Here is an 18,323-nt window from a genome sequence, read left to right on the forward strand (position 1 = left end):
GGCGGCCGATGCCGGGAACGGGCCGGCGCATCGGCTGCGAGGGCAATCGCCGATGTAGGCCGAGGCCATGAGGGCAACGCGGACCGCGCGCAGCGTCGAGCGCCGCAATCGAAAAGCGCGACCTGCGTGGTGGGCGAAAAAGCTCGCCGAACACTTACCGTGCGACGATCCGCTCGCGGCCGGGCCAGCGCTGAGCAAGCGGTGTTTCCGACGAACCGGCAGCCGGGCGCCGGGCGTTCGACGCCCGCACCCCGACACGAGGGAAACGCGGGCGATCGACCCGAACGTCGATCGCCCGCGCGCGGCCCGGCTTCGCATACGCCGGCCCGCACCGCCCCGTCGTCACCGTCCGCCGCTCAGCATCCACTCGTGCGCGGGATCGTTCTTGAAGTGCCACGCACGAGTCGGCCCGGCCATCACGTTCAGGTAGTACGACTCGTACCCGTAGGGCACGACGACCGGGTGATAGCCGCGCGGCACGAGCACGACGTCGTGGTCGCACACGGCCATCGATTCGTCGATGTCGCGCGAATCGGTGTACACGCGCTGGAACACGAAGCCCTGCGGCGGATGCACGCGGTGGTAGTACGTCTCCTCGAGCGCGCTTTCGACGGGCGCGTTGTCGGTATCGTGCTTGTGCGGCGGATAGCTCGACGAGTGCCCGGACGGCGTGCGCACCTCGACGACGAGCAGCGATTCGGCCGGCTCCGTTTGCGGCAGGATGTCGCAGACGTAGCGCGTGTTCGCGCCGCTGCCGCGCACCGAGCGCTGCATCTGCGACGGCTGGATGAGCCGCGCCGGATAGCGCCCGGCCGCAGGCGCGCTCGCGACGCCGAGCTCCGCGTCGCGCGACGCGCGCACGGTGACGGAGCGCTTCGGCGGCAGGTACAGCGCATACGGCGCGACGCCGTCGAACACGCTGTCGCGCGAGCCGAGCTCGGTCCAGCGCGCGCCGTCGCCCGCTTCGACGTCGACGGTGCCCGTCAGCACGACGATGCACATCTCTCGCGCCGCCTCGGCGAGCTCGAGCGCCTCGCCCGCCTTCAGCCGATACGCGGCGAAGCCGACGTGCTTCCAATGCGCCGATTCCGGCGTGACGCGCGCGATCGACGCGCCGTCGCCCGCGCCCTTGACGAGCAAACTCATTTAAGCCGCCTCCTGGTGATCGGCGGGCGAGAGCGGCGCGTCGACGAGCGCGCGCAGCGTCCGGTAGCCCTGTTGCGCATACGCGTAGCTCGGCGCGACGGCCGGATCCTGCTCGGCCTCGACGACGAGCCAGCCGTGATAGCCGTGGCGCTTGAGCATGTCGATGATCGTCGGGAAATCGATCGAGCCGTCGCCCGGCACCGTGAACGCGCCGGCGATCACGGCGTCGAGAAAGCTCCAGTTGCGGTTGCGCGCGAGCCGGATCACGGCCGGGCGCACGTCCTTGCAATGGACGTGGCACACGCGGCCGATGTGCTTCGCGAGCTCGGCCGCCGGATCGCCGCCGCCGAACGTCATGTGCCCGGCGTCGAACAGCAGGCCCACCGCGTCGCTGGTGCTCGCCATCAGGCGGTCGACGTCGGCGGGGGATTCGACGTACGCGCCCATGTGATGGTGATAGCCGAGCCGCACGCCCTGCGAGAGCGTGTAGCGCGCGAATGCGTCGATGCGCTCGGCGTACGCGTCCCATTGCGCGTCGTCGACGAAGCGCGGGCGCTGGTAGAGCGGCGCGGGCGAGCCCTGGATCGTGCCGGCCACTTCGCCGTACACCATCACGGTCGCGCCGTTCTTCGCGAGCAGCTCGAGATGCGGGCCGACCGCGTCGATCTCTTTCTGCACGCCGCGCTCGGCGAGCCGCCCCGAGTACCAGCCGGACACGAGCGACAGGTTGTACTGCGCGAGGAGGGCCTTCAGCGCCTGCGGTTCGCGCGGAAACTTGTTGCCGAGCTCGAAGCCTTCATAGCCGATCTCGCGGCCTTCGGCCAGCGCGACGGACAGCGGCGTCTCGCCGCCGAGCGACGGCAGGTCGTCGTTCATCCACGACAGCGGATTGACGCCGATACGGATGTCGGATGCGCTCATGTCGATGATTCCGGGGTAGAGGTTGCGGAAGATGAGGCGGAGCCGGCGCTCGTGCGGGCGGCGACCTGCCGCTCGTAGTTCGCGCGTGCGTCGCGCACCGCGTCGCGCGGCGACACTTCGGGCACCGCGACTTCCCACCACCAGCCGCCGTCGGCCGTCGTGCGGGCGGGATCGGTGTCGATGCAGATCACGTACGTGCGATCGGATGCGCGGGCGCGCGCCATCGCCGCTTCGAGCGCCGCGACGTCGGCGACGTGCTCCGCGTGCGCGCCGAGCGCGCGCGCGTGCGCGGCGAAGTCGATCGGCGGCGCGCCGGGCGGGCCTTGCACGCAGTCGTCGAACAGGTTGTTGAACGGCGCGCCGCCGCATGCCTGCTGCAGCCGGTTGATGCAGCCGTAGCCGCGGTTGTCGAGCACGACGACGATGAGCTTCGCGCCGAGCATCACCGACGTCGCGATCTCGCTGTTCATCATCAGATAGCTGCCGTCGCCGACCATCACGATCACTTCGCGATCGGGCTTCGCGAGCTTCGCGCCCAGGCCGCCCGCGATCTCGTAGCCCATGCACGAATAGCCGTATTCGACGTGATAGCCGCCCGGCGCCGCCGAGCGCCACAGCTTGTGCAGCTCGGCGGGCAGCGTGCCCGCCGCGCAGACCGCGATGTCGCGCGCGGCCGAGCCGGGCGCCGAGCGCTGGACGGCGCCGATCACGTCGGCGTCGTACGGCAGCACGCCCGCGCGCTGCGGCGCGTGCGTGACGGCCGTCACGGCGTCGCGCCAATCGCCCGCGAGCGCGTGCGCGCGCGCGGTCCACGCGGTGTGAGCGCGCCAGCCTTCGAGGCGCGCGCCGAGCGCGTCGAGCGCGAGCCGCGCATCGGCCTCGACGATCGACGCGCGGTGCTTCAGCGCATCGAATGCGTTCGCGTTGATGCCGACGACGCGCGCCTGCGCGAACAGCGTGTTCGAGCCCGTCGTGAAGTCCTGCAGCCGCGTGCCGACCGCGATCACGCAGTCGGCGTCGTTCGCGAGCGCGTTCGCGGCGGGCGAGCCCGTGACGCCGACGGCGCCCGCGTTGAGCGGATGATCCCACGGCAGCGCGCTCTTGCCCGCTTGCGTCTCGCCGACCGGAATCCCGTGTCGCTCGGCGAACGCGGCGAGCGCGGCCGCGCCGCCTTCGCTGTAGAGCGCGCCGCCGCCCGCGACGATGAACGGCCGCTTCGCCGCGCGCAGTTGCGCGAGCGCCGCTTCGAGTTCGGCCTCGACGGGGGCGGGCGCATGGAACGTGACGACGCGCGGCGCGAAGAATTCGGCCGGGTAGTCGTACGCCATCGCCTGCACGTCCTGCGGCAGCGCGAGCGTGACGGGGCCGCAGAGGGCCGCGTCGGTCAGCACGCGCAGCGCGCGCGGCAGCGCGGTGAGGAGCTGCGCCGGATGCACGATCCGGTCGAAGTAGCGCGACACGGCCTTGAACGCGTCGTTCGCCGAAATCCCGCCGTCGTGGAAATCCTCGATCTGCTGCAGCACCGGGTCCGGCGCGCGCGACACGAAGACGTCGCCCGGCAGGAGCAGCACCGGCAGCCGGTTTACGTGCGCGAGCGCGGCTGCGGTGACGAGGTTCGTCGCGCCGGGGCCGATCGACGTCGTCACGGCCATCATCCGGCGGCGGAAGTGCGCCTTCGCGTACGCGATCGCGGCGTGCGCCATCGCCTGCTCGTTGTGCGCGCGATAGGTCGGCAGCGTGTCGCGGTGCTGATAGAGCGCTTCGCCGAGGCCCGCGACGTTGCCGTGTCCGAAGATCGCGAACACGCCGCCGAAGAGGAGCTCGGCGCCGCCGGCATGGCCGTTGCCGCCATTGCCACCGTCGCCGGCCGCGACGCGCTGCGCGGCCAGATAGCGCACGAGCGCCTGCGCGGCGGTCAGCCGGATCGTGCCGGAGGCGTTCGCGGCCGGATCGTCGATGATGTCGTTCACGCTCGGGTCTCGTAGGGTTTCATTGTCCATTGCGCTGCGATTCATGCATGGGCTCCTAGGCGGCCACGCGCCGCGCGGCCGCGTGCCGGCCGTGCGCGCCATCGCTTGCGCGGGCCGCGCGCCATGCGCCGATCAGCGTCTCGAACGTTTGCCGCACGCGGGCGATCACCTCGGCGTCGCCGATCTCGCCCGCGAGCCACGCGCGGCTCGGCTCGTGGAAGATCGTGCGGCCGACCGTGAAGCCGCGGCACGTCGCGGACGCGGCCGCCGCCTTGAAGCCGTCGACGAGCTCGTCGACGGGCGCCGAGAGGCCGAGCAGCACGACGCCGCGGCAGTACGGATCGCGCTCGGCGATCAGTGCGTCAATCGCCTTCCATTGCGCGGCGTCGAGCGGCGCGAGCTTCCACCATTCCGGATGGATGCCGATGTTGTACAGGCGCTTGAGCGCGCGGTACACAGTGTCGGCGGCCTGCGGCAGGTCCGCGCGGCGCGGCGGGATCACTTCGAGCAACAGCGCGTGGCCGCTCGCCTGCACGGCGTCGTACAGCGCGCGCAACTGCGTCTCCTGTTCGATCCGCTGCTCGGCGGGCTCGTCCGGATGGTATTGGACGAGGCACTTCGCGATGTGCTCTTGCGGCCACGACACGAGCGTCGTGCCGATCGAGCGGCCGTGATCGAATTCGAGCGGCAGCGAGCCGGGCAGCTCGACCGGCCGGCCGATCCACCAGCCGCGACCGGTCGCGTCGTTGAGCGCGTCCTGCCCGTAACGGTCGTCGATCAGCACGCCGATCCGGCCGGCGAGCCCGAGCTGCGCCTCCGTCTGCGCGACCGCCTCGACGAACAGGCGCTTGAGCTGCTCGACGCGCGCAACGCTCGCGCCCGTCAGCCGCGCGAGCTCGAAGAACGGGTTGCGATGATCGAACGCGAAGCCGAGCACTTCGTCGCGCGGCGCGCGCGCGGGCGTCACGCGGTGCAGCCGCGCGAGCGTCGGATCGAGATCGGGGCGGCGCATCCGCATGGGGTCGCGTTTCGCCTCGCCGAGGAAATACGCGAGCTCGGCGGGCGTCGGCATCGCGGGCGAGCAGCCGTGCCGCGACACGACGAGCGCGCCGCACGCGTTCGCCGCGCGCGCCGCTTCGTCGAACGGGCGGCCGCGCAGCCATTGCGACAGGAAGCCCGACGCGAACGCGTCGCCCGCGCCGAGCACATTCATCACGTCGACTTCGACGCCGCCGATGAGCGGCAGCGCGTCGAGCGTCGCGGGCACGTCGCCGTCGACGATCGAGCAGCCGAGCGGCCCGCGCTTGACGACGAGCGCAGCGCTCGTCACCGCGCGCACCATCGCGAGCGCGTCGAGGAGCGCGTCCTTGCCGCCCGCGATGCGGAATTCCTCCTCGGTGCCGATCACGACGTCGAAGCGCGGCAGGATGCGCTGCAGGTGCGCGGTCACGCCTTCGTTCGCGATGAAGCGCGTCTCGCCGTCGGCCTTGCCGGTCAGGCCCCACAGCACCGGGCGATAGTCGATGTCGAGCACCGTGCGCACCTGGTTGCGGCGCGCGTAGTCGAGCGCGCGCCGGCTCGCGCGCATCACCTGCTCGGTCGAGAAGTGCGTGCCGGTGATGAGGAGCGCCTTCGACGACGCGATGAACGCCTCATCGAAGTCGTTCTCGTCGAGCGCCATGTCCGCGCAGTTCTCGCGATGGAAGACGAGCGGGAACGTGTCGCGGTCTTTCAGGCCGAGCAGCACGAGCGCGGTCAGGCGCTCGGGATCGGTGCGCAGGCGGCTCGTGTCGCAGCCTTCGCGCGCGAGCGTCTCGGACACGAAGCGGCCCATGTGGTCGTGGCCGACGCGCGAGAGCATCGCCGATTTGAGGCCGAGCCGCGCGCAGCCGAACGCGATGTTGCCCGACGAGCCGCCGAGATACTTCGCGAAGCTCGACGCGTCCTCGAGCCGCGCGCCGATCTGCTGCGCGTAGAGATCGACCGCGACGCGGCCGATGCAGATCACGTCGAGCGGGCGATGCTGCGCAAAGGAGAGAGTAGGGGAAGTCATCGCGAGTCCTGGATCAAATGGTCGCGCCGTCGAGTTCGGCGATCATCTTCTGCATCTCGGCGCCGCCCGCCATCATGTCGAGCACTTCGTTCTTGCCGATCGTCTCCTTCGTGAAGGTGCCGAGCGAGCGGCCGCGGTTGAGCAGCGTGAACGAATCGCCGATCGGGTACGCGTGATGCACGTTGTGCGTGATGAAGATCACCGAGATCCCCTTCGCGCGAGCGGCGTGGATCAGCTTCAGCACGTTGAAGCTCTGCTTGACGCCGAGCGCGGCGGTCGGTTCGTCGAGGATCAGCACGCGCGCGCCGAAGTGGATCGCGCGCGCGATCGCGAGGCACTGCCGCTCGCCGCCCGACATCGTGCCGATCGGCTGGTGCGCATCGCGCACGTTGATGCCCATCTCGGCGAGCTTCGCGCGGGCGATCCGAGCGCTCGAATCGAGATCCATCACGTTGACGAAGCCGAACAGCTTCTTCTGCGGCTCGCGGCCCATGAAGAAGTTGCGCGCGACGGAGAGGAGCGGCACGAGCGCGAGGTCCTGGTAGACGGTCGCGATGCCGAGGTCGAGCGCATCCTTCGGCGATTCGAACAGGACGGGCTTGCCGTCGACCAGGTACTGCCCGTCGGACGGCGGGTGAACGCCCGCGAGCGTCTTGATGAGCGTCGACTTGCCGGCGCCGTTGTCGCCGAGGAGGCAGTGCACTTCGCCGCGCTTCAGGCGCAGCGTGACGCCCGACAGCGCGATCACCTTGCCGAAATACTTGCTGACGTTCTCGAGTGAGAGAATCGTCTCGTTGGATGCTGGCGTGGACATGCTTGAACTCCGTTACGATTGCGACACGCGGCGGCGGACATAGTGGTTGAACAGCACGGCGACGAGCAGCATCACGCCGAGGAACACGCGGAACCAATCCGAGCTGATGTTCGTGTAGGTGATGCCGATCTGCACGACGCCGAAGATGAGCGCGCCGAACGCCGCGCCGATCACCGATCCGTAGCCGCCCGTGAGCAGCGTGCCGCCGATCACCGCGGCGATGATCGCCTCGAATTCTTTCTGCAGCCCGCGGTCGGCCGCGGCCGAGCCGATGTCGGCCACTTGCAGCACCGCGAACAGGCATGCGCAGAACGCGGTCAGCACGAAGAGCGAGATCTTCACGCGGCGCACCGGGACGCCGACGTTCTTCGCCGCGTGCGCGTCGCCGCCCGACGCGAGGATCCAGTTGCCGTAGCGCGTCTTCGCGAGCACGAACGCGCCGATCGCGGTGACGGCGAACCACCACAGCAGCACCTTCGGCACGCCGGGCACGAGCGGCTCGCCGTTGTCGAGCACCTGGCCGACGCCGACGTGCGCGAGCCAGCGGAACAGGTCATGGAACGCGACGCCCTGGAACAGGACATGCGTGATCGGATCGGCGTGCGCGTAGTCGCCGAGGCCCGACACGATCGTGCGGTCGGCGAACATGATCGACAGCGCGAGCGTGAGCCCGCGCAGGATGAACAGGAAGGCGAGCGTGACGATGAACGACGGCAGCTTCGTGCGCATCACGAGATAGCCGTTCAGCGCGCCGAGCGCCATCGAGCCGGCGAACGCGAACAGGATAGCGAGCCAGATCGGCCAGTGGAAGTAGACGGTCGGGATCGCGACCATCATCCCGGCGAAGCCGATCATCGAGCCGATCGACAGGTCGAACTCGCCCGCGACCATCAAGAGGCACGCGCCGACCGCGAGGATGCCGAGATAGGCCGCGACCTGCGACCAGTTCATGATCCCGTCGAGATTGAACATGCCGGAGCCGCCCGCGCCGAACGCGAACACCGCGAACACGAGCACGGCGCCGGAAATCGCGGCGAACTCGGGACGATTGAGAAAGCGCTGGAACCACGCTTCGCCGCGCAGCCGTTCGTCGGACGCGGCGCCCGGCTGCGGCTTCTCGTGCGCATGCGCTGACATGTGCTTGCCGACTACACCCATGATGTCTCCTTGATGCCCGGCGCTCGGCGCGTTCGGCTCCGCGTCGCCGGTAAAGCGCGCGGGCGAGCGCCCGCGCGTCGTGCGAATCGATGCGATGGACGTTAGCGGTACTGTCCCGCGTACTTGAGCACTTTGTCGATGTTCTCTTTCGTGATGAAGCCAGGGCCGGACCGGATATTCTTCGGCCCGTACGACGGTTGCAGCCCGTAAGTCGAAAGCCGCGCCTGGAACTTCGGATTCGCCTCGAGGATCTGGCGGATCTTTGCGGGATCGGCGGTCTTGTTCTGCTTCGCGATCGCGAGCACGGCGACCGGGATGTAGCCCTGCAGGTACGGCTGCTGGTCGATCGCGAACTTGATCGCGCCGCTCTGGATCGCCTTCGCGATGTCGTCCGAGAAATCGAACGTCGCGAAGAACAGCTTGTTCGCGAGGCCCATCTGCTGGACCGCCTTCAGCGTCGCCGCGGCGGGCACCGGGCCGAGCGTCAGGATCGCCTGCGTGTCCGGATGGTTGCGCAGGTACGCGCTGACCTTCGACTGGATCTCGGTCGGGTCCTGGCCGGAGTCGATCGTCGAGCGCTTGTAGTCGGCGCCGATCGCGTCGGCGAAGCCGCGGCAGCGGTCGAACGACACGCTGTTGGTCGCGATGTGGTTCACGCAGACGAAGGTCTTCACGCCCGCCGCCTTCGCCTTCTCACCCGCCGCGTGGCCCGCGACGTACTCAGGCTGGCCGACGTGCATGATCGCGCCGAGCTGCGCGCTCTGTTCCTCGGTGCCGGAGTTGATCGTCACGAGCGGGATCTTCTTTGCGGTGACTTTCTTGAGCGCGTTCTTCAGTACGTCGTAGTCGGCGATCGTCGTGATCACGCCGTCGTAGTCGCGGGCGGCCGATTGCTCGATCAAGCGCGCCATGTCGGCAATGTCGCCGTTCGGCGGGTTGCGATAGTCGGTCGTGACGTTGAAATCCTCGTCCGCCTGCTTGATCGCGTTCTTGATCGTGTTCCACCACGAATCGGAATCGGGCGCGTGGCTGATCAGCGCGAACCGGGCGTCCGCCGCCTGGGCCGCCGGGACCGCGGCGCCCACGCCCGTCGCGACGGCGATCGCGGCGACGCACGCGCGCAGGACGGCCTTGCCAGTGCAAAGTCTCATGTCTCCACCTTTCTCTGTCTGTCGTTTTCGGGCGAACGCAGGCCGGGCCGCGTTCACGAGCAAGGTTAGGTCAATCCGCCTTGGATTGCAAAGAAAATTTTATTTAATCATGCAATGGAAAATTTATTCCATTTTGAATCCGGAATGCCTATACTCGGTGCACGACAAGACAACGAGCCGGATGCTGTCCGCGGCGCGCGCGATGCGCGACGCGGCGCCCGCCGGCCGCAACGGACATGGACGACACGACACCACCGGAGACGCCCGCCGTCGACGACCTGCTGCAACGGATCGCCGACGCCTACGACGCGCTGCCGCGCCAACTGAAGCACATCGCGTCGTACATCGACGCGCACCGCTCGAGCGTGATGATGGACCGCACGAGCGACATCGCCGAGCGCTGCGGCGTGCATCCGTCCGCCGTCGTGCGTTTTGCGCAGCGTTTCGGCTTTTCCGGGTTTTCCGATCTGCAGGCGGTGTTCAAGGACGCGTACACGGGCCAGAACCCGACCGTGCAGAGCTACCAGCAGCGGATTCGCAACCTGATCGACGGCAAATCGGGCCCGATGACGGGCGGCGCGGTGGCGCGGCAGTTCATCGACGCGTCGCGCGCGGGCCTCGACGAGCTCGCGGCGGGCCTCGACGACGACCAGTTCGACGCGGCCGTCACGATGCTCGAGAAGGCCGAGAACATTTATGTGGTCGGCGTGCGCCGCTCGTTTCCGGTCGCGAGCTACATCGTGTACGCGCTGCAGCATACGGCGAAGCGCGTGCACCTCGTGTCGGGGCTCGGCGGCATGTACCGCGAGCAGATCCGCAGCGTGAAGAAGGGCGACGTCGTGATCGCGATCAGCTTCGCGCCGTACGGCAAGGAGACGCAGTACTGCCTGCGCGCCGCGCGCCACAACCATGCGCAGACGCTCGTCATCACCGACGGCCGCCTGTCGCCGCTCGCGCGCGACGCGAGCGCCCATTTGCTCGTGAAGGAGGGGAGCGCGTTCGCGTTCCGTTCGCTGACGAGCACGATCTGCCTGTGCCAGGCGCTCTTCATCGCGCTCGCGTACCGGCTGGAATTGAACGTCGAAGAAGTCAAGGACACGGGAGGATACGATGACTGACGCAGTACCGACGATCAACGTCGCCGTGTTCGGCGCCGGGCGGATCGGCCGCATCCATGCGGGCAATCTCGCGCGCCGGCCCGGCGTGCGGCTCAAGTACGTGGTCGACGTGAACCGCGATGCGGCGGCCGCGCTCGCCGCGCAGCACGGCGCGCAGGTCGCCGACGTCGACGGTGCGCTCGGCGACGCGTCGATCGGCGCATCGGTGATCTGCTCGAGCACCGACACGCACGCCGACCTGATCGCCGGCGCCGCGCGCACGGGCAAGCACGTGTTCTGCGAGAAGCCCGTCGACCTGACGGTCGCGCGGGCGCGCGCGTGCGAGGCGGCCGTCGCGCAAGCGGGCGTCGTCTGCATGATCGGCTTCCAGCGCCGTTTCGATCCGACCTTCGAGGCGGTGAAGCGCCGCATCGACGCGGGCGAGATCGGCGCGCCGGAGATGCTCGTCGTGACGAGCCGCGATCCGGGCGCGCCGCCCGTCGACTACATCAGGCACTCGGGCGGGATCTTCAAGGACATGCTGATCCACGACTTCGACATCTTCCGCTGGATCCTGGACGACGATGCCGACACGCTGCACGCGACGGGCAGTTGCCTCACCGATCCGGCGATCGCGGACGCGGGCGACGTCGATTCGACCGCGGTCACGATCCGCACGAAGCGCGGCCGGCTCTGCCAGATCAACACGACGCGCCGCGCCGCGTATGGCTACGACCAGCGCTTCGAAGTGCTCGGCAGCGCCGGGATGCTGCAGGCGGGCAACGTGCGGCCGACCGAGGTGACGGGCTATTCGGCGCACGCGGTGTCGACCGACCTGCCCGAAGCGTTCTTCCTCGAGCGCTACCGCGCCGCGTACGCGCGCGAGATCGAGCATTTCTTTGCCGCGGTGACGCACGGCGAGCCGGTGCGCACGACGGTCGCGGACGGCGTGAAGGCGCTCGAGCTCGCCGAGGCCGCGACGCGGTCGTGGCGCGAAGGGCGCGCGGTGAAGCTCGGCGAAGCGCCGGCCTGAAGGAGCGATGCGATGACAGTCAGCCATAGCGCAGCCCCCGTGCGGATCGGCATCGCGGGGCTCGGCCGGCTCGGCCGGCGACATGCGGAAAACCTCGCGCGCCGCGTCGCGGGCGCGGCGCTTGCCGCCGCGTGCAGCCCGGTCGCGGACGAATGCGCGTGGGCGCGCGACGCGCTGAAGGTGCCGCGTGTCTACGAGGATTTCGACGCGCTCGTCGCCGATCCCGAGCTCGATGCGTTGTGGCTCGTCACGCCGTCGGCGCTGCACGCGGACCAGATCGTCGCGGCGCTCGCCGCCGGCAAGCACGTGTTCTGCGAGAAGCCGCTGTCGCTCGATCTCGCCGAGTGCGAGCGGGTGCTGGCCGAGGCGCGCGCGCGGCCGCATCTCGTCGCGACGATCGGCTTCATGCGCCGCTTCGATCCGAGCTACCGCGACGCATACGAGCGCGTCGCGGCGGGCGCGATCGGCCGGCCGTTCCTCGTGCGCTCGCAGACCTGCGACCGGAACGATCCGGAGGGCTTCTTCGTGCGCTTCGCGCCGAGCTCGGGCGGCATCTTCCTCGACTGCACGGTGCACGACATCGACGTCGCGCGGTGGCTGCTCGGCGCGCCGCGCGCGAAGCGCGTGTACGCGGCGGGCGCGATCGCGCTGCACGAGGGCCTGCGCGCGTGCGGCGACGTCGACAATGGCGTCGCGATCTGCGAGTTCGAGGGCGGCCGGCTCGCGATGTTCTACGCGTCGCGCACGATGGCGCACGGCAACGACACGCACTCGGAGGTGATCGGCGCCGCCGGGGCGCTCACGATCGGCCGCAACCCGCGCGCGAACCGCGTCGAGATCCACGACGCGACAGGCATCCGCAACGCCTGCACGCCGACGTTCTTCGATCGCTTCGAGGAGGCGTTCCTGATCGAGGCGCAGGCGTTCGTCGCGGCGGTGCGGGGCGAGAGCGGCTTGGGCGGCGCGACGCTCGCGGACGCGCTCGAGGCGACGCGGATCGGCCATGCGCTGCGCGAGTCGCTGCGGACCGGGCGCGCGGTGGAACTGTAGCCCTCTGACGCGCGCCGGGCAGCCGGCTGCGCGCGCGTCGGCGCTTGCTCGCGCGCGGGTGCGGTTGGGGGCGCATGCGGTAGAATCGTGCGTTCCGACAAGCGCCGCGACGGCGCGCCATTCGAAGGTCGAAAGCCGATGCTCATTCACAAGGAAGTGGACGCGCGCGGGCTCAATTGCCCGCTGCCGATCCTGCGCGCGAAGAAAGCGCTGGCCGACATGGTAAGCGGCCAGATTCTCAAGGTGCTCGCCACCGATCCCGGCTCGCAGCGCGATTTCGCCGCGTTCGCGAAGCAGACGGGCAACGAGATCGTCGAGTCGTCGACGACGCAGGACAAGACGTTCGTTTTCCTGATGCGCCGCCGCTGACGCGCAAGGCGGCGGCGCCGCATCGTTCCGATGCCGCGCGGGCGCGCCCGACGCGGCATTTTTCATTGCGCGCTCCCCGCGCGAACGCCGCAGCGAATGCCGCGAGCGAACGCCGCAAGCCGCCGTCGCCGGGCCGAAGGCGGCTCGTCGCATCTGACAATCCTTAAACCACCTGTCGCCGCGCACTGCCTATACTGCGCTGTCGGATCTCGTCTGCAGAAACACACCGCGCGGTGCCGCGGCTGCGGACGGGACGTATCGCGAAGGACATGCCCCGTGCGTGTCGTTGCGGCAAACAGGGGAGTGTCATGCTGTTCAAATCGGGAACGATTCGGATACCGTTCGAGCCGAACGGCAAGGCGCGCGAGCGGATGCGGCCGATGCAGCGCGTCGAGCTCGATCCCGAGCATGATCGCCATGCGCGTGCCGCGTTGGAGGCATATGCGGATGCGAGCGCAGTCGAGATGCCTTGGCTCGCCGAATGGATGCGCGAAGCGCTCGGCAGTCCGCAGCCGGACTTGACGCGCTGCGCGGCGACCGTCGAGCGCGTGTTCGATCTCGCGCACGCATGGGCGGCCGATCAGCCGGACTATGCGCGCGCCGCTTGGGAACACGTGCGCGGCCGTCTGCATGACGCATTGCAACACGCGTCGCGCCCGATCTCACGCGACGTATTCGAAACCGATCCGGCCTAGCGGAGCGCTCCCGGTGCGCTCGTCGGGCAATCAGCCGGCAGCGCGGCGAGCGACTCGATCACCGTTGACATAATTACGCGGCGATACGCACATTTCTCAGGACGTTTTCATACTACCATCATGAAAACGCGCGCTCAGGCGTGCCCCGTTTTTGAGATATGGGGGCATCGATCACTTAGAATACCGGTTCGCGCGTAGCGCGCCGGACAATCATCACCATTCAGCCGATAATGGCGGGTTATTACGAATCGGGGCTCGTGCGGGCTTGCCCATGGCCGCTCGGCGAACGCGGCCCGAATGGATTTCGTTTTGCGGGGTGCTATGAGAATTGCTGTACTGGATGACGATCAGGCCCAAACGGATTTTGTCAGTCAGACGCTGACGGCCGCAGGCCATACGTGCTATGCGTTCAAGGAAGGCAAGGCGCTGAAGAAGCGCCTGCAGCGCGAGACGTTCGATCTGCTGGTGCTCGACTGGAACGTGCCGGACATGTCCGGCGAGGAAGTCCTGAAGTGGGTGCGGGCGAACCAGGTCGAACATCGTTTGCCGATCATCTTCATGACGAGCCGCGACGACGAAGCGGGCATCACGCAGATCCTGAACGCGGGCGCCGACGACTACGTCGTGAAGCCCGTGTCCGGTCCGATCCTGCGCGCGAGGATCGGCTCGCTGCTGCGCCGCGCGTATCCCGTCAACGCGGAGTCGTCGATCCGCGAGTTCGACAACTACAAGTTCGACGCGAACCTGAAGCAGGCGTACGTCGGCGACAAGCCGGTGAGCCTCACGCAGAAGGAGTTCGAGCTCGCGCTGCTGCTGTTCCAGCACCTCGACCGGCCGCTGTCGCGCGCGCACATCCTCGATCTCGTCTGGAAGCAGGCCACCGACATTCCGTCGCGGACGATGGACACGCACATCTCGATGCTGCGCACGAAGCTCGGCCTGCGTCCGGAGAACGGTTACCGTCTCGCGCCGATCTACGGCTACGGCTACCGGCTCGAGCGCGTGACGCAGGGAGACGCCGAGTGAGCGCAAGCGGCATCGTGACGAAGTACGTGCTGACGGCGTGCTGCGCCGCGGCAGTGGCTCTGGCGGCGCAGCACGCCGCCGCGCAGCAGGCGAAGCGCCCGGCCGCGCAGACCGTCGACTACACGACGCGCAGCGGCGACACCCTGTACGACGTCGCGGCCCGCTACCTGCAAGGATCGGACGACTGGTCGCTCGTTGCGCAGCTGAACGACGTGCCGGTGCCGAAGCACCTGCAGCCGGGCGCCGTGCTGAAGCTGCCCGCGGCGCGGCTGCGCAAGGAGCGGCTGTCGGCGCGCGTGATCGCCGCGCACGGCGCGGTCGAGAGCGCGGGGCGCGGCTCCGCGCGGTTCACGCCCGTGGCCGTCGATGCGACGCTGACGGAAGGCGACCGCCTGCGCACGGGCGCGAACGCGTTCGTCACGCTCGAGCTCACGGACGGCACGCACCTGAGCATGCCGCCCGACAGCCAGATCGATCTCGCGACGCTGCGCCGTACGGTGCTGACGGGCACGCTCGAGCGCGTGATCGACCTGCGGCGCGGCTCCGTCGACAGCGAAGTCACCCACCTGAAGAAGAAAGACGATCGCTTCCAGATCCGTTCGCCGTCGGTCGTCGCCGGCGTGCGCGGCACGCGCTTTCGCGTGAATTACGACAAGGACGGTCGCGCGTCGACGACGGTCGAAGTGCTGGACGGCACGGTCGGCGTTGCGCCGAGCGCGAAGCGCACGACCGACACGCTCGTTCATGCGAACTTCGGCAACGTGTCGAGCGCGAACGGCGTGGTCGGCAACCCGATCGCGCTCCTTGGCGCGCCGCAGCTCACCGATCCGGCGAAGGTGCAGGACGAGCCGCAGGTGGCGTTCGATCTCGTGCCGCTGGGCGGCGCGCAGAACTACCACGTGCAGATCGCGCGCGACGCGGGCCTGTACGATCTCTTCCAGGAAGTACGCGTGAATGCGCCGCACGCCGCGTTTACGGACGTGCCGGACGGCACCTATTTCGTCCGTCTCTCTGCTGTCGATTCGCACGGCCTCGAAGGCCAGCCGCGCATCTACGCGTTCGAGCGCCGACGCTTCGGAATCAACGCGTCCGCGGCGCCCGCCGACGGCGGGTACACGTTCCGCTGGTCGACGACGGACGGCGGCTCCGCGGGCGGCGCGACGCGCTTTCGCTTCGTGCTGTCGGGGGCGAAGGATCTGAGCAACCCGATCGTAGACCAGGTCGACGCGCAGGGCGGGCGCATCGCCGTATCGAACCTGAAGCCCGGCGACTACTACTGGTCCGTGATCGCGGAGCGCTTCGAAGGCGGCCGTTTCTACGAGAAGGCCAGCGCGGTCAACGCGTTCACGATCGCGCGTTGATGGGCGGCGGATGAGATTCGACCGCACGCAACGGCGGCGGCTGCTCGGCCGCCGCTTTCTCGTCGAATGGATCGCGATCGGCTGTCTCGGGATCGCGGTGATCCTCGGGGGCGTCGCGGGCCGGATGACGGCGAGCGTCGATCGGATCATCTACGACCGCTTGCTGACGCTGCGCAAGCTGCCGATCGAGCCGAACATCGTGATCGTCGAGATCGACAACCGCAGTCTCGACACGCTCGGCCGCTGGCCGTGGCAGCGCAGCGTCCATGCGGAATTCCTCGACGCGCTCGCGAAGACGCAGCCGGCCGCCGTCGTCTATGACGTGCTGTTCACCGAGCCGTCCGCCGACGACAAGGCGTTGGCGAAGTCGCTCGATCTCGTGCCGACGTTCCTGCCCGTGCTGCTGAGCCCCGAGGAGGGCGATGGCACGCGCACCGTCAATCCGCCCGTGCCGGTGCTCGCGCAGCACGTCGCGGGCGCGGGCCACATCAATCTGGAAGTCGACCCGGACGGAATCGTGCGCAGCGTCGCGCTCTTCGAGAGCGACGGCCGGCACCGCTGGCCGCAACTGATGGTGCCCGTGTTCCACGCGCTCGAGAACGGCCAGCTGAAGCTCGCGCAGCCGGCGCCCGTCGCGCGGCGCGCGCACGACATCGCGCGGGACGACAACGGCGAATCCCGCTATTTCATTCCGTTCAGCCGCGCGTCGCAGAACTACCCGGCGATCTCGTTCGTCGACGTGCTCGCGGGCCGCGTGGATCCCGGGCAACTCCGCGGGAAGATCGTGATCGTCGGCGCGACCGCGTCGGGACTCTACGATCGCTTCGCGACGCCGATCTCGGGCGAGTTCGGCCCGCTGCCGGGCGTCTATATCCATGCGAGCGTGCTCGATACGCTGATGACGGGGCGCGCGATCTCGCCCGTGTCCGGCTGGCTCGTGTTCAGCGCGTCGCTGCTGCCGCTCGTCGTGCTGCTCGCCGGCTTCCTGATGCTGTCGCCGTGGCGCTCGCTGCTCCTCACGCTGAGCCTCGCGGCGCTCGCGGTCGCGTCGAGCACGGCGCTCCTCTACGAGGCGAGGCTGTGGCTGTCGCCCGCGCCGGCGATCTTCGGGCTGATCGCGGTCTACCCGATCTGGAACTGGCGGCGCCTCGAGATGACGATGTCGTACCTGCGCCACGAGCTGCAGCGTCTTGCCGACGAGCCGCATCTGCTGCCCGAGGCGCCGCGCGAGCGCAGCGAATTCGGCGGCGACGTGCTCGAGCGGCAGATGGCGCTGATGGCGCAGGCCGCGCAGCGCGTGCAGGACATGAAGCGCTTCGTTTGGGACAGCCTCGACAGCATGCCGGAACCCGTCGTCGTCACCGATCTCGCGGGTACCGTGCTGATCGCGAACCACGCGGCGAAGCGCTATTGCGCGCGGCTCAACGCGCCGGCGCCGGAAGGGCGGCCGCTGCGCGTCGCGTTCGGCGAGCTGTCGTTTACGAAGACGGTCGACGGCAACGCCGAGCATGACCTCGAGATCCGCACGCACTGGCCCGCCGCGCTCGACCCGACACGCGACTACGAGAACGACGTGATGGAGCGCGGCATCGAAGTTCGCGACCTGAGCGGGCTCGATCATCTGCTACGCTACGCGCCGTGCACGAACGCGCAGGGCAACGTGACGGGCTGGATCGCGAGCCTCGTCGACGTGACCGCGCTGCACGCGGCCGAGCGGCAGCGCGAGGAGGCGCTGCATCTGTTGTCGCACGACATGCGCTCGCCGCAGTCATCGATCCTCGCGCTCGTCGAGATCGAGCGGCAGCGGGCCGAATCCGATCACGCGCGCGGGCTGCTCGCGCGGATCGAGCGCTATGCGCAGCGCGCGCTGATGCTCGCCGACGAGTTCGTGCAGCTCGCGCGCGCCGAGTCGCAGACGTACCAGCTCGAAGCGGTGAGCTTCACCGACCTGCTGATCGACGCGAGCGACGAGGTCTGGCCGCAAGCGCAGGCGAAGCGGATTCGCATCGACACGTCGCTCGGCGACGAGCCGTGCTGGGTCGGCGCCGACCGCTCGCTGATGACCCGCGCGCTCGTGAACCTGTTGAACAACGCGGTCAAATACAGTCCGACGGATACGGTGATCACGTGTACGCTATCGGTCGAGCCGGACACGAGGCGCCTGCACTGCACGATCCGTGACCAGGGCTACGGCATTTCGCTCGAGGATCAGCGGCACCTGTTCGAGCGCTTCAAGCGGTTTCACACGAGCGAGCGGCCGGAAGTCGCCGGGTCCGGGCTCGGGATGGCGTTCGTCAAGACCGTGGTCGTGCGGCATGGCGGCGGCATCGGCGTCGACAGCACGCCGGGCGTCGGCACGGCGATTACCGTGTCGCTGCCGACGTTCGACGAGCCGCCGGCGTGACGTCGGCAGGATTCGACGCTCGGCGCGGGTGGGGCCCGTGCATGGGCGAATGAGTACGGGGCGAAGCGATATGGG

At 69.0% G+C, this 18,323-nt stretch carries 15 protein-coding genes; 8 read left to right on the plus strand and 7 right to left on the minus strand.

Going from position 1 to position 18,323, the window contains the following annotated elements:
* Positions 1-342 precede the first annotated feature (342 nt).
* The 7 genes from iolB to WS69_RS29445 all read right to left on the minus strand — a co-directional run bounded on the left by iolB (position 343) and on the right by WS69_RS29445 (position 9,213).
* On the minus strand, positions 343-1,146 hold the full coding sequence (gene iolB, locus WS69_RS29415) for a 5-deoxy-glucuronate isomerase (RefSeq protein WP_059474158.1): 804 nt from the start codon (positions 1,144-1,146) through the stop codon (positions 343-345).
* Positions 1,147-2,067 carry a myo-inosose-2 dehydratase gene (gene iolE / locus WS69_RS29420; protein WP_059474159.1) on the minus strand — a complete coding sequence of 307 codons (921 nt, stop codon included), beginning with the start codon at positions 2,065-2,067 and terminating at the stop codon, positions 1,147-1,149.
* Positions 2,064-4,082 carry a 3D-(3,5/4)-trihydroxycyclohexane-1,2-dione acylhydrolase (decyclizing) gene (gene iolD, locus WS69_RS29425; RefSeq protein ID WP_059474207.1) on the minus strand — a complete coding sequence of 673 codons (2,019 nt, stop codon included), beginning with the start codon at positions 4,080-4,082 and terminating at the stop codon, positions 2,064-2,066. The genes iolE and iolD overlap by 4 nt, the downstream gene beginning before the upstream one ends.
* 10 nt (positions 4,083-4,092) lie before the next feature.
* Positions 4,093-6,090 carry a bifunctional 5-dehydro-2-deoxygluconokinase/5-dehydro-2-deoxyphosphogluconate aldolase gene (locus WS69_RS29430; protein ID WP_059474160.1) on the minus strand — a complete coding sequence of 666 codons (1,998 nt, stop codon included), beginning with the start codon at positions 6,088-6,090 and terminating at the stop codon, positions 4,093-4,095.
* A gap of 13 nt (positions 6,091-6,103) precedes the next feature.
* Positions 6,104-6,904 carry an ATP-binding cassette domain-containing protein gene (locus WS69_RS29435; RefSeq protein ID WP_059474161.1) on the minus strand — a complete coding sequence of 267 codons (801 nt, stop codon included), beginning with the start codon at positions 6,902-6,904 and terminating at the stop codon, positions 6,104-6,106.
* Positions 6,905-6,916: 12 nt separating this feature from the next.
* Entirely contained in the window at positions 6,917-8,062 is a 1,146-nt protein-coding gene (locus WS69_RS29440; RefSeq protein ID WP_059474162.1) for an ABC transporter permease, read from the minus strand.
* A gap of 101 nt (positions 8,063-8,163) precedes the next feature.
* Positions 8,164-9,213, minus strand: a complete 1,050-nt coding sequence (locus WS69_RS29445) for a sugar ABC transporter substrate-binding protein (RefSeq protein WP_059474163.1) — start codon at positions 9,211-9,213, stop codon at positions 8,164-8,166.
* Positions 9,214-9,449: 236 nt separating this feature from the next.
* On the opposite strand from WS69_RS29445, the gene WS69_RS29450 reads away from it, so the two are divergent.
* The 8 genes from WS69_RS29450 (at position 9,450) to WS69_RS29485 (ending at position 18,248) form a co-directional block, all read left to right on the plus strand.
* Positions 9,450-10,331, plus strand: coding sequence for a MurR/RpiR family transcriptional regulator (locus WS69_RS29450; protein ID WP_059474164.1), 882 nt, complete (start codon positions 9,450-9,452; stop codon positions 10,329-10,331).
* Complete coding sequence (iolG, locus tag WS69_RS29455) at positions 10,324-11,343, plus strand: inositol 2-dehydrogenase (RefSeq protein WP_059474165.1); 1,020 nt, start codon at positions 10,324-10,326, stop codon at positions 11,341-11,343. The genes WS69_RS29450 and iolG overlap by 8 nt, the downstream gene beginning before the upstream one ends.
* Before the next feature lie 12 nt (positions 11,344-11,355).
* Complete coding sequence (locus WS69_RS29460) at positions 11,356-12,393, plus strand: Gfo/Idh/MocA family oxidoreductase (RefSeq protein ID WP_059474166.1); 1,038 nt, start codon at positions 11,356-11,358, stop codon at positions 12,391-12,393.
* Positions 12,394-12,531: 138 nt separating this feature from the next.
* Positions 12,532-12,762 carry a sulfurtransferase TusA family protein gene (locus tag WS69_RS29465; RefSeq protein ID WP_059474167.1) on the plus strand — a complete coding sequence of 77 codons (231 nt, stop codon included), beginning with the start codon at positions 12,532-12,534 and terminating at the stop codon, positions 12,760-12,762.
* A gap of 308 nt (positions 12,763-13,070) precedes the next feature.
* Complete coding sequence (locus WS69_RS29470; protein ID WP_059474168.1) at positions 13,071-13,457, plus strand: hypothetical protein; 387 nt, start codon at positions 13,071-13,073, stop codon at positions 13,455-13,457.
* Positions 13,458-13,778: 321 nt separating this feature from the next.
* The gene (locus WS69_RS29475; protein ID WP_059474169.1) at positions 13,779-14,483 is read left to right on the plus strand and encodes a response regulator transcription factor; all 705 of its coding nucleotides are present in this window, start codon (positions 13,779-13,781) and stop codon (positions 14,481-14,483) included.
* A complete protein-coding gene (locus WS69_RS29480; protein WP_059474170.1) occupies positions 14,480-15,844 on the plus strand; it encodes a FecR family protein in 1,365 nt (454 codons plus the stop codon). The genes WS69_RS29475 and WS69_RS29480 overlap by 4 nt, the downstream gene beginning before the upstream one ends.
* A gap of 10 nt (positions 15,845-15,854) precedes the next feature.
* Positions 15,855-18,248, plus strand: coding sequence for a CHASE2 domain-containing protein (locus WS69_RS29485; protein WP_059474171.1), 2,394 nt, complete (start codon positions 15,855-15,857; stop codon positions 18,246-18,248).
* Positions 18,249-18,323 lie beyond the last annotated feature (75 nt).

It is taken from the genome of Burkholderia sp. BDU5 (assembly GCF_001522845.1).
Lineage (GTDB): Bacteria > Pseudomonadota > Gammaproteobacteria > Burkholderiales > Burkholderiaceae > Burkholderia > Burkholderia mayonis.